The organism is Cellulomonas sp. P1_G12_2 (genome assembly GCF_056405535.1).
Map to the genome: position 1 here is coordinate 1,193,035 of NZ_JBFUBX010000001.1, position 11,512 is coordinate 1,204,546.

Annotated in this window: 10 protein-coding genes and 1 tRNA gene; 8 read left to right on the top strand and 3 right to left on the bottom strand. The window is 73.4% G+C overall.

The window, feature by feature from the left end; translation table 11 throughout:
• Positions 1 to 43 precede the first annotated feature (43 nt).
• On the bottom strand, positions 44 to 1,468 hold the full coding sequence (pdxR, locus tag AC1DXT_RS05715) for a MocR-like pyridoxine biosynthesis transcription factor PdxR (RefSeq protein ID WP_477060374.1): 1,425 nt from the start codon (positions 1,466 to 1,468) through the stop codon (positions 44 to 46).
• A gap of 74 nt (positions 1,469 to 1,542) precedes the next feature.
• Between pdxR and AC1DXT_RS05720 the strand changes: the two genes are divergently transcribed.
• The 3 genes from AC1DXT_RS05720 to AC1DXT_RS05730 all read left to right on the top strand — a co-directional run bounded on the left by AC1DXT_RS05720 (position 1,543) and on the right by AC1DXT_RS05730 (position 3,995).
• A complete protein-coding gene (locus AC1DXT_RS05720) occupies positions 1,543 to 2,529 on the top strand; it encodes an aldo/keto reductase (protein WP_477060375.1) in 987 nt (328 codons plus the stop codon).
• A gap of 391 nt (positions 2,530 to 2,920) precedes the next feature.
• Positions 2,921 to 3,049: a hypothetical protein gene (locus AC1DXT_RS05725; RefSeq protein ID WP_477060376.1), complete on the top strand. Its 129-nt coding sequence runs from the start codon at positions 2,921 to 2,923 to the stop codon at positions 3,047 to 3,049.
• 55 nt (positions 3,050 to 3,104) lie between these two features.
• The gene (locus AC1DXT_RS05730; protein ID WP_477060377.1) at positions 3,105 to 3,995 is read left to right on the top strand and encodes a hypothetical protein; all 891 of its coding nucleotides are present in this window, start codon (positions 3,105 to 3,107) and stop codon (positions 3,993 to 3,995) included.
• Between the two features lie 96 nt (positions 3,996 to 4,091).
• Here AC1DXT_RS05730 and AC1DXT_RS05735 read toward each other — a convergent pair.
• Positions 4,092 to 4,164: transfer RNA gene (locus tag AC1DXT_RS05735), tRNA-Arg, on the bottom strand.
• 51 nt (positions 4,165 to 4,215) lie between these two features.
• Positions 4,216 to 4,866, bottom strand: a complete 651-nt coding sequence (locus AC1DXT_RS05740; protein WP_477060378.1) for a FadR/GntR family transcriptional regulator — start codon at positions 4,864 to 4,866, stop codon at positions 4,216 to 4,218.
• Between the two features lie 136 nt (positions 4,867 to 5,002).
• Here AC1DXT_RS05740 and argS point away from each other — a divergent pair, with 136 nt between their 5' ends.
• The 5 genes from argS (at position 5,003) to thrB (ending at position 11,483) form a co-directional block, all read left to right on the top strand.
• Positions 5,003 to 6,682: an arginine--tRNA ligase gene (gene argS / locus AC1DXT_RS05745; protein ID WP_477060379.1), complete on the top strand. Its 1,680-nt coding sequence runs from the start codon at positions 5,003 to 5,005 to the stop codon at positions 6,680 to 6,682.
• Positions 6,679 to 8,040: a diaminopimelate decarboxylase gene (gene lysA / locus AC1DXT_RS05750; protein WP_477060380.1), complete on the top strand. Its 1,362-nt coding sequence runs from the start codon at positions 6,679 to 6,681 to the stop codon at positions 8,038 to 8,040. The genes argS and lysA overlap by 4 nt, the downstream gene beginning before the upstream one ends.
• Before the next feature lie 90 nt (positions 8,041 to 8,130).
• Positions 8,131 to 9,453 (top strand): homoserine dehydrogenase, encoded by a 1,323-nt coding sequence (locus tag AC1DXT_RS05755; RefSeq protein ID WP_477060381.1) that lies wholly within the window; start codon positions 8,131 to 8,133, stop codon positions 9,451 to 9,453.
• Positions 9,453 to 10,544, top strand: a complete 1,092-nt coding sequence (thrC, locus tag AC1DXT_RS05760; RefSeq protein WP_477060382.1) for a threonine synthase — start codon at positions 9,453 to 9,455, stop codon at positions 10,542 to 10,544. The genes AC1DXT_RS05755 and thrC overlap by 1 nt, the downstream gene beginning before the upstream one ends.
• A 9-nt stretch (positions 10,545 to 10,553) precedes the next feature.
• Entirely contained in the window at positions 10,554 to 11,483 is a 930-nt protein-coding gene (thrB, locus tag AC1DXT_RS05765; RefSeq protein WP_477060383.1) for a homoserine kinase, read from the top strand.
• Positions 11,484 to 11,512 lie beyond the last annotated feature (29 nt).

Consider the following 11,512-nt stretch of genomic DNA (forward strand, 5'->3'; position numbering starts at 1 on the left):
GCCCTGTCGCCGCTTGGCCGCGGCCGTCGGCGAGCTCGCGTGCTCAGGACGACGCCGCCTCGCGGACGGCCGCGGCCAAGCGGTCCACCGCCTCATCCAGGCGTGCGTCGACCAGGTTGCCGTACCCGACGACGAGCGCCGGGGGACGGGCCGTGGCCCCGACGCGATAGCGACCTGCCGGCACCACACGCACGTCGCGTCGCGCAGCCAGCCGGGCCACGCGGTCCTCGTCGACCCTGGGCGGCAGCCCCAGCACGACGTGCAGTCCCGCGGCGAGCCCCGTCACGGGCAGGCCCGGCAGCGATCGCTCGAGCGCGGCGAGCAGCGCCGCCCGTCGGCGCCGGTACCGAGCGCGGGCCGAGCGGAGGTGCCGGTCGTAGCCCCCGTCGGTGAGCAGCGCGGCGCAGGCGAGCTGGTGCAGCGACGGCGGAGCGCTCGCGTCGACGTCGAGCCCCGCGCGCGCGGCGGGGACGTCGTCAGGAGGGACCAGCCACCCCACCCCGAGCCCTGGAGCGAGCGTCTTGCTCCACGAACCCACCAGGGCGACGCGGTCCGGCGCGAGCGCGCGCAGGGCCGCCACCGGGCGGCGGTCGTAGCGGAACTCGGCGTCGTAGTCGTCCTCGACGATCACTCCGTCGACGGAGCGGGCCCATCGCACGAGCGCCTCACGCCGCGTCGGGGCGAGCGCGGCGCCGACGGGGAACTGGTGGGAGGGCGTCACCAGAGCGGCGCGAGCGCCGGTGCGCTCGGCCGCCTCGACGAGCGCGTCGGTGTCCACCCCGTCCTCGTCGACCGGCACCGGCACGGGGTGCAGGCCGGCAGCCGCGGCGACGTCGCGCAGTCGCGGCCAGCTCGGGTCCTCGACGAGCACCGAGCCGTGGCCCGCGGCGCGCAGGGATCTCGCCAGGCGCGTCATGCCCTCCGTCGCGCCGTGCGTCACGACGACGGCGTCCGCATCGACGAGCACCGCACGGGTCACGGCCAGGCGATCGGCGAGAGCCTGCCGCAGCGAGGGCACACCGCGGGGGTCCGGCGCGACGAGGTCGCCCGGGGTGGCGGACGCGACGGCGGTGCGCACCGCCGAGACCCAGGCCGCACGCGGAAGGTGGCGCAGGTCCGGCACGCCCGGCCCGAGGTCGTACGCGGCCCGCGGGTGGACCGCGTGGTCGGGAGCTCGGGTCGGCGTGAGGGTGGGCCACGAGGTGGACGCGACGCGGGTGCCTGCGCCCGTGCGGGCGTCCAGCATGCCCTCGGCCACGAGGCCGCCGTACGCCTGCGTGACCACCCAGCGCGAGACGCCCAGGTCACGGGCCAGGGCCCTGCTCGGCGGCACCGGGTCGCCCGGGCGGAGGCGTCCCTCGCGCACCGCAGCACGCAGTGCCCGCTCGAGCGCGACATGAACCGGCTGGCCGCCCTCGAGGCTGACGAGCGCGTCGCCGACCCACCGATTGGTCTGGTCGTCTGCCACAGGAATGGACCGTACTCCCGGTCCGCTGCGCGCCTAGCGTCGAACCTGTCACCAGAACGCACGAGGAGAACACCATGCAGCAGCGCACCATCGGCTCCGGCCCCACCTCCACCGACGTCAGCGTTCTGTGCCTCGGCACCATGCGCTTCGGTACGCACACCCCGCGCGAGACGGCCTTCGAGGTCCTCGACCGCTTCGTGGATGCCGGCGGCACGTTCCTCGACACCGCGAACAACTACAACGCCTGGGACGCGGGCGGCCACGGGCACGAGAGCGAGGACGTGATCGGCGCCTGGCTGGCGTCGCGCGGGCTGCGGGACCGCGTCCGCATCGCGACGAAGTGCGGCGCCGCCAAGAAGGACCCGGCGCTGCCCCTGTCGGGCACACCCCCGACGAACTACCAGGGCCTGGCCGCCGAGACCATCCACCGCGAGGCCGCCACGAGCCTTCGCCACCTGGGAGTCGACCGGATCGACGTCTTCTACGGGCACGTGGACGACCGCGACACCGCCCTGGAGGAGACCGTCGGAGCCTTCGGCAAGCTCGTGGCCGACGGGGTGATCGGCGTGCCGGGCATCTCCAACGTCACGACGTGGCGCGTCGTCGAGGCACGCGAGACCGCCGCCCGCCTGGGCGTCGAACCGTACGGCCTCGTCCAGCAGCAGGGCGGCTACGTGTACCCGAGCCCGACGCCGTTCCGGTCCAACTGGGTGTCCGGCGACCTGCTCGACTACGCCGCGTCCGCGGGTGCCGACGGTCGCCCGCCGCTCGCCGTGACCGTGTACTCGCCGCTGCAGCAAGGGGCGTACACGCGCAACGACAAGTCCCTGTTCGGCGGCGCCGACCACCCGAGCAGCCGGCGTCGGGTCGAGGTGCTGCGCGAGATCGCGCGCGACGCCGGCGCCACGGCGAACCAGGTCGCGCTCGCGTGGCTGCTCGGTGGGCCGACGCCCGTCATCCCGATCGTCGGCGCCCACTCGGTCGCGCAGCTCGACGAGTCGTTGGGCGCGCTCGACCTCGTGCTCGACGACGAGCTGCGCACCCGGCTCGACGAGGCCTGACGAGCGTCGCGTCCCCGCCGTCAGCCTGCGACTGACCCCGGACAAGGCGATCGCCCGGGCTGGCAGATCAGCGGGAGAGGCCGCGTGTGGATCGTCGGTGCCGGACAGGCCGAGCGAATTGACGGCGAGTTGAGTGGCGATCGCGAGGTAGCGTCCGCCCATGTCGGAGCCACTTGGTCGACCAGACGGAGAATCGTCGCCGTGCGACTACTGCGGCGCGCCAGTGCCGAAGGCATGGTTCGGACTCGAAGTGCAGCAGCCGCGGCCGCGAGTGCCGGGACGCCATGTCGACGACTGGCAGTGGCTCGACGTCATCTTCTGCAGTCAGGAACACGCGGCACTGTGGCTCGCGGTACCCCTCCCGACTCCAGAGCCGCGGGCGACGTCCCACGTGGTCGTCGGGCCCACCTGGGGAGAGCGCATCGGGTGGGCTCTCATGGCCGGCGCGGTGCTCGGTGTCCTGGGTCTCGCCGTCCTGGGCGGGTTCACGGCCGTCCGGTACATCCAGTCCATGGGCTGAGGCATCCGTGCCGTTGGCAGGTGGAGTCGATCGCTTCTCGAGGACACTGGTACGTGTGACGACGACGGCCGACGACCACCTGAGCAGGTTGCGAGGAGCGGACTACTTCTCCGGCGCAGTCGAGGAGCTCGTTGCCTCGGAAGGCGTCGAGGCAGTGCTGGCGCTGGCCGAGTCGTGGGGGTCCTCCGACGACGTTGAGGTCCGAGGTATCGCCCTCGGTGCCCTGGGCGACATGGCGAGCCCTGAGGCTCCCCGCGCAGCGGCGCTGATCCTCGAGCAGGTTCGTCGGGTCTCGGAACCGGACGACGCTTGGCTGCGCTGGCGGGCCGCGGGTGCTGTGTGGGCCGTTGCGCACGCCCTGCCGGCAATGCGTCCGGACGTCGCCGACACGTTGCGGCACGCGGCCCTGGCCGAGCTCTTGCGCTTCGCCGAGGATGAGGACGACGAGGTCCGTCACGAGGTGGCCGTCGGACTTCCCGGGTTGCTCGGCGCGGACGCTGAACCCATGGACCCGGGGGTCGAAGCCCTCGTGCGCCTATTTCACGACCCCGAGGCCCGCAGCTGGGCGGTCTTCGCGTTCACCGACCAGCTGACGGTCGATTCGCCCAGAATCCGCGACGAGCTGCTCGCCGTCGCGACGCAAGACCTTGGTGGCGAAGCCGCGGCGGAAGCCGCCGACGCACTGGCCCAGCGTGGGGACACCCGTGTGATCCCAGTGCTGCTGCGGCAGCTCGCCCACGACGACGTCTCCGACCTGTGGATCGGCGTGGCGGCCACGATGCCCGACCCTGTCCTGCTTCCGGCCCTCGAACACCTCAAGGCCATCGGATGGGCCGCCCGCACGATTGACCCCGCGGACATGACCTACGGCTACCCCGAGGGCGCCCACTGGCTCGACGTGGCCATCGCTGCAGCACAAGAACGTCGCGATGCCTTGCGAGCTTGAGCGCTCCTGAACCGTGGAGTGCCCTCCGTCGCCAAGATCGCTGCAGGACTGCAGGTGACCGTCCGATTCGTGCTCGATCTGACCTGCACTGATGTGTGCCCGCGAAAGGACTCGAACCTTCGACCTTCTGCTCCGGAGGCAGACGCTCTATCCACTGAGCTACGCGGGCCGGGCACCGGACCCGGGGGTCCATGCGGTGCACGACACTACCAGCCGCGGCTCACTCGCCCAGCAGCGCGGACAGGTAGCGGGTGGTCTCGTCGGCGGCCTTGCCGTCATCGCCCGCGACGACGGCCTCCACCAGGGCGTCGTGGGCGTCGTGCCCGTGGGTGTCCGTGACGAAGTTGAACCGGATGTTCTCGCCGATGGCGTCGAGGAGGTTCTCGTACAGGGTCACCAGGACGGGGTTGGCGGCGGCGCGGACGATCGCGCGGTGCAGGTCGAGGTCCGTCGCGACCATCGCCTCGAGGTTGCCCGCGTGGTAGGCGGCCGCACGGTCGTCCCGACGCTGGAGCAGGCCGGTCGCGTCCGTCGGGGTGCGGCGCCGGGCGGCGAGGCGGGCGGCCTCCACCTCGAGCGCTCGTCGGACCTCGACGACGTCGCGCTGCCGGGCGTCGCCGATCTGCCGGCCCATGCTGGCGGCGAGCTCGTAGCGGGAGACGACGAAGGTGCCGGAGCCCTGGCGCCGCTCGAGGAGCCCGGCGTGCACGAGCGACTGCACGGCCTCGCGCACGGTGTTGCGGCCGACACCGAGGAGGTCAACGAGGGCGGGCTCGGGCGGGATCCGTGCCCCGACCGGCCACTGCTCCGACTCGATCCGTCTGCGGAGCTCCTCCACCGCGGTGTCGATGAGTCCGGTCCGTCGCACCATCCGGTCAGGCTCCGTTCCCAGGCATGCGGTGCAGTCAACACCGGGGGATCGGCCGGCGCCATACCTCCAGCGGATGATCTGCGGGATCCCCGTTCCCGCTGCATAAGGGCTCTGTCCGGCTCGGTACCCTTCTCCGGTGACCCCCGCTCAGCTCTCCGAGGCCCTCCGGGCCGCCCTCGTGCACGCCGTCGACGACGGCACGTTCGCCCTCGACCCCGCCGCGATCCCCGCGACGGTGCACCTCGAGCGACCGCGGCAGCGCGAGCACGGCGACTGGGCCACCAACGTGGCGATGCAGCTGGCCAAGAAGGCCGGCACCAACCCGCGCGCGTTCGCTGAGGAGCTGGCGCGCCGACTCACGAACACCGAGGGAGTCTCCGCCGTCGAGGTGGCCGGCCCCGGCTTCCTCAACATCCGGCTCGACGCGGCCGCGGCCGGCGAGCTGGCCCGGTCCGTCGTGGCGCAGGGCACGCAGTACGGGCAGAACGAGACGCTGGCCGGTGTCGCGCTCAACCTCGAGTTCGTGTCCGCCAACCCGACGGGCCCGCTGCACATCGGCGGCGTCCGCTGGGCGGCCGTCGGCGACAGCCTCGCGCGGGTGCTGCAGGCGTCCGGCGCGGCGGTGACGCGGGAGTACTACTTCAACGACCACGGTGCGCAGATCGACCGCTTCTCCCGCTCGCTGCTGGCCCGCGCCCTCGGCCAGGATGCGCCCGAGGACGGCTACGGCGGCGCCTACATCACGGAGATCGCCGAGCAGGTGGTGGCCGACGCCCTCGCCGCGGGGGAGCCCGACCCGCGCACGCTGCCCACGGACGACGCCAACGAGGCGTTCCGGGCGCGCGGCGTGGAGCTCATGTTCGCCGAGATCCGCCAGTCGCTGGAGAGCTTCGGCGTCGAGTTCGACGTGTACTTCCACGAGGACTCGCTGCACGAGTCGGGTGCCGTCGACCACGCGATCGCCCGGCTGCGCGAGCTCGGCCACATCTTCGAGGCGGACGGCGCCACCTGGCTGCGCACCACGACGTTCGGCGACGACCGCGACCGCGTGATCATCCGGTCCAACGGCGAGGCGGCGTACATCGCGGGCGACATCGCGTACTACCTGGACAAGCGGGAGCGCGGCTTCGACCGGGTCGTCATCATGCTCGGCGCGGACCACCACGGGTACATCGGCCGCATGATGGCGATCTGCGCGGCGTTCGGGGACACCCCGGGCGTCAACCTGGAGATCCTCATCGGCCAGCTGGTCAACCTGGTGAAGAACGGCGCCCCGGTCCGGATGAGCAAGCGCGCCGGCACCGTGGTCACCATCGACGACCTGGTCGACGCGGTCGGCGTGGACGCTGCCCGGTACGCGCTGGCGCGCTCGTCTGCGGACTCGATGATCGACCTCGACCTCGACCTGCTCACCCGTGCGACCAACGAGAACCCCGTGTTCTACGTCCAGTACGCGCACGCGCGCACGGTCAACGTCGGTCGCAACGCCGCCGAGGCCGGGGTGCGCCGCGAGGACGGGTTCGACGCGGCGCTGCTCGACCACCAGAGCGAGTCGGTGCTGCTGGGCAGCATCGCCGAGTTCCCGCGGGTCGTCGCGCAGGCCGCCGAGCTGCGCGAGCCGCACCGCGTCGCGCGGTACCTCGAGGAGCTCGCAGGCAGCTATCACAAGTGGTACGACCAGCGCCGCGTCGCGCCGTTCGGCGACGAGGAGGTCGGCGACGTGCACCGCACCCGCCTGTGGCTCAACGACGCCACCCGCCAGGTGCTGGCCAACGGTCTGGGGCTGCTCGGCGTCACCGCCCCGGAGCGGATGTGACCACCTTCATCCCCGGCGAGCCCTGGTCCACCGGGGTCGCGCGGGCGGCCGACGGGTCGGTCACGGTCGGGGGCGTCGGTGTCCGCACGCTCGCCGCGCAGCACGGCACCCCGGCCTACGTCCTCGACGAGGCGGACCTGCGCGCGCGTGCGCGCGGCTACCGGCGCGCGTTCGAGACCGCGTTCGCGGAGATCGGCGCCGGCATCGACGTCTACTACGCGGGCAAGGCGTTCCTGTCCGTGGCGGTCGCGCGCTGGGTGCACGAGGAGGGCCTGCGCGTGGACACCGCGACCGGCGGCGAGCTCGCGGTCGCGCTGCGTGCGAGGGTCCCGGGTGCGCACATCGGGCTGCACGGCAACAACAAGTCGGACGCGGAGATCGCGCGGGCGCTGGACGCGGGGGTCGGCCGGATCATCGTCGACTCGCTGGTGGAGATCGACCGGGTGGCCGACGCGGTCGCCGCCCGCGGGGGAGCGCCGGCGCCGGTGATGGTGCGGGTGACCACCGGGGTGCACGCCGGCGGCCACGAGTACATCTCGACCGCGCACGAGGACCAGAAGTTCGGCCTCTCGATCGCGTCGTCCGACGGCGACAGCCCGGCGATGCAGGGCCTGCTGAAGGTCCTCGCCCGGCCCGAGCTGCGCCTGCTGGGCATCCACTCGCACATCGGCTCGCAGATCCTGGACCCCTCGGGGTTCGAGGTGGCGGCGCGGGCGGTGCTCACCCTGCGCGCCCGGCTGGCCGAGCGCACCGGGATCCAGGTCGACGAGGTCGACCTCGGCGGCGGGTACGGCATCGCGTACCTGCCCGGGGACGTCGCGCTCGACCCCGACCGGATCGCCAAGGCCGTCGCCAGCTCCGTCGAGGCGTCCAACGCGGAGCTGGGCACCGCGCTGCCGCGGTTCTCCATCGAGCCGGGTCGCGCGATCGTCGGCCCCGCGGGACTGACCCTCTATACGGTCGGCACGGTCAAGCCGGTCCGGCTCGACGACGGCCGCACCCGCACCTACGTGTCGGTCGACGGCGGGATGAGCGACAACCTCCGTCCCGCCCTGTACGGCGCGCGGTACCACGCGGAGGTCGTCGGCCGGCGGGCGAGCACCCAGACCGTGCTCGCGCGGGTGGTCGGCAAGCACTGCGAGAGCGGCGACATCGTCGTGCACGAGGTCCAGCTTCCTGCCGACGTGCGCGCCGGGGACCTGCTCGCCGTCGCGGCCACGGGCGCGTACGGCCGGTCGATGGCGTCCAACTACAACCACGTCCCGCGCCCGCCCGTCGTCGCGGTGTCGAAGGGGACCAGCCGGGTGATCGTGCGCCGCGAGACCGAGGACGACCTCCTGGCGCTCGACCTCGGCTGAGCCGCCCACCCGTCGGACCAGGCGTCCCGCCCGTCGGGACGCACCCCTATCCTGGGGGCGCTCTCGACCCATCCGACTGGAGGCCGTCCCGTGCCCTCGCCCGTGCCCGCCCATCCGCCCCTGCGCGTCGCCGTCCTCGGGTGCGGTGTCGTCGGCACGGAGGTGGTGCGGCTGCTCACGACGCAGGCGTCGGACCTGGCATCCCGTGCGGGCGCGCCCCTCGAGCTGGTCGGGGTCGCGGTGCGCGACGTCGACGTCGAGCGCGACCCGGTGGTCGACCGCGCCCTGCTGACCGCCGACGCGGAGTCGTTGGTCGAGCGCGCCGACGTGGTGGTCGAGGTCATGGGCGGCATCGAACCCGCGCGGAGCCTGCTGCTGCGGGCCATCGCCGGCGGCGCGTCCGTGGTGACCGCCAACAAGGCCCTGCTCGCGCAGGACGGCCCCACGCTCTACGCGGCTGCCGACGAGGCCGGAGTGGACCTGTACTTCGAGGCGGCGGTCGCCGGGGCGATCCCGATCGTCCGCCCGGTGCGCGAGTCGCTCGCGGGGGACCGCGTGACGCGCGTGCTCGGCATCGTGAACGGCACCACCAACTACGTGCTCGACAAGATGGCCTCCGAGGGCCTCGACCTGGACCAGGCGGTCAAGGAGGCCCAGGCGCTCGGCTACGCGGAGGCGGACCCGACCGCCGACGTCGAGGGGTACGACGCCGCCGCGAAGGCCGCGATCCTCGCCTCGCTCGCGTTCCACACCCGCGTCTCGATCGACGACGTGTCCCGCGAGGGCATCACGTCGCTGACGGCCGACGACGTCCTGTGGGCCGAGCGCACCGGCTACGTGCTCAAGCTGCTGGCCATCGCGGAGCGCGGCACCGCCGACGGGGTGGACGGCGTGCAGGTGCGGGTGCACCCCGCCCTCGTCCCGGTCAGCCACCCGCTCGCCGGGGTGCGCGGTGCCTACAACGCGGTCTTCGTCGAGGCGGAGGCCGCGGGTGAGCTCATGTTCTACGGCCGCGGCGCCGGCGGGGAGCCCACCGCGTCAGCCGTGCTCGGGGACGTGGTCTCGGTCGCCCGGCACCGCGTGCTCGGCGGCAAGGGTCCGATCGAGTCGCGCTACGCCGAGCTTCCGGTCCTGCCTGCCGCTGCGGCGCGCACCCGCTACCAGGTGCGCCTCGAGGTGGCCGACCGCCCGGGCGTGCTCGCGCAGGTGGCCACCGTCCTCGCCTCGCACGACGTCTCGATCGAGGCCGTGCGCCAGTCGCCGGCCTCCGAGACGCCCGAGGCCGACTTCGCGCGCCTGGTGATCACCACGCACGCGGCCCCCGAGCACGCGCTGCGCAGCACTGTCGACGCCATCGCCGGCCTCGACGTCGTGCGTCGTGTCGTGTCCGTCCTGCGAGTCGAGGGAGCCTGATGGCCCACCAGTGGCGCGGCGTCATCGCCGAGTACGCCGACCGCCTGCCCGCGCACGTCCAGGAGCGCATCATCACGCTGGGGGAGGGCGGCACGCCGCTCGTCCCGTCGCCGACGCTCTCGCAGCGCACGGGCGCCGAGGTGTTCATCAAGGTCGAGGGCATGAACCCGACCGGGTCGTTCAAGGACCGCGGCATGACGACGGCGATGTCCGCCGCGGCCGGTCGTGGCGCGAAGGCCGTGGTGTGCGCGTCCACCGGCAACACGTCCGCGTCCGCGGCGGCCTACGCCACCCGCGCGGGCATGGTCTGCGCGGTGCTGGTGCCGGACGGCAAGATCGCGATGGGCAAGCTCAGCCAGGCGATCGCCCACGGAGCCACGCTGCTGCAGGTCGACGGCAACTTCGACGACTGCCTGATCGCCGCCCGCAAGCTCGCCGAGGCGTACCCGGTCGAGCTGGTGAACTCGGTGAACCCCGACCGCATCGAGGGCCAGAAGACCGGTGCGTTCGAGATCGTCGACGCCCTCGGCGACGCCCCCGACATCCACGTGCTCCCTGTGGGCAACGCCGGCAACATCACCGCGTACTGGAAGGGCTACCGCGAGTACGCGGGGCTCGACGCCGGTGCCGCGCACCCCGCGGTCGCCACGCGCACCCCGATCATGTGGGGCTTCCAGGCCGCCGGCGCCGCGCCCATCGTCAAGGGCCACCCGATCGACCAGCCCGAGACCATCGCCACGGCCATCCGGATCGGCAACCCCGCGTCCTGGCTGCAGGCCGAGGAGGCGCGGGACGTGTCCGGCGGGCTCATCGAGGCGGTCACCGACGAGCAGATCCTCGCCGCGCACCGCGTGCTCTCCGCGGAGGTCGGCATCTTCGTGGAGCCCGCCTCGGCGTCCGGCGTCGCGGGCCTGCTGATGCTCAGCGAGCAGGGTCGCGTGCCCGCCGGGGCCCGCATCGTCATCACGGTCACCGGGCACGGCCTCAAGGACCCGCAGTGGGCGCTGCGCACGCCGGACGGCAGCGACGTCGTCCCCGTGCGCATCTCGTCCGACGTGGTGTCCATCGCCACCGCCCTCGGCCTGGACTGAGGCCCCGCGATGCGCCTGGGTGCGGACCACGTCCGCGTCCGCGTCCCCGCGACCAGCGCCAACCTCGGTCCCGGTTTCGACGCGTTCGGCATCGCCCTCGGGCTGTACGACGAGCTCGAGGTGCGGGCGCTCGGTGCACCGGGCGTCAAGGTCGAGGTCACGGGGGAGGGCGCCGGTCAGGTGCCCGACGACGAGCAGCACCTGGTGGTCAGCTCGCTGCGGGCCGCGCTCGACCTCGTCGGGGCCTCGCAGGCGGGCCTGCACCTGGTCTGCCACAACCGCATCCCGCACGGTCGGGGGCTCGGCTCGTCCGCCGGGGCGGTCGTCGCGGGGATCGTCGCCGCGCGCGGGCTGATCGCGGAGCCGTACGCCCTGTCCGACGACGTGGTGATCGACCTCGCCGCGCAGATCGAGGGGCACCCCGACAACGCGGCTCCGGCGGTGCTCGGCGGCGCGACGCTCGCGTGGCGTGACGACCGGTTCCGGGCGATCGATCTCGCCGTCCACGACGACCTCGCGCTGCTGGCGGTCGTCCCGCCGAACCACCTGTCCACCAAGGCCGCTCGGGGCGTGCTGCCCGCGACCGTCCCGCACACCGACGCCGCGTTCCAGGCAGGGCGGGCAGCTCTGCTGGTCGAGGCGCTCGGGCGGCGTCCGGACCTGCTGCTCACCGCGACGCAGGACCGGCTGCACCAGGAGTACCGGCGTGCCGTGATGCCCGGTTCGCTCGCGCTCGTCGACGTGCTCCGGGCGAATGGCGTGGCCGCGGTGGTGTCCGGAGCCGGGCCGACCGTCCTGGTGCTCGCGAGGCGCACGGGGACCGGCACGACCGACGCGGACGACGCCGTGCGCGCCGCGTTCGGCGGCGCCATGGGGGGCTGGCAGATCCTGCCGCTCCCGGTGGATCGCACCGGCGCGACCGTCCAGCGCGTGGTCTGACGGGTGAAGTACACGCCGGTTGTTCACTC

Excerpts from the sequence above, each read along its gene's own strand:
- thrC (WP_477060382.1), top strand. The coding sequence starts at position 9,453 with ATGGCCCACCAGTGGCGCGGCGTCATCGCCGAGTACGCCGACCGCCTG.
- thrB (WP_477060383.1), top strand. The coding sequence starts at position 10,554 with ATGCGCCTGGGTGCGGACCACGTCCGCGTCCGCGTCCCCGCGACCAGC.
- AC1DXT_RS05720 (WP_477060375.1), top strand. The coding sequence starts at position 1,543 with ATGCAGCAGCGCACCATCGGCTCCGGCCCCACCTCCACCGACGTCAGC.
- AC1DXT_RS05740 (WP_477060378.1), bottom strand. The coding sequence starts at position 4,866 with ATGGTGCGACGGACCGGACTCATCGACACCGCGGTGGAGGAGCTCCGC.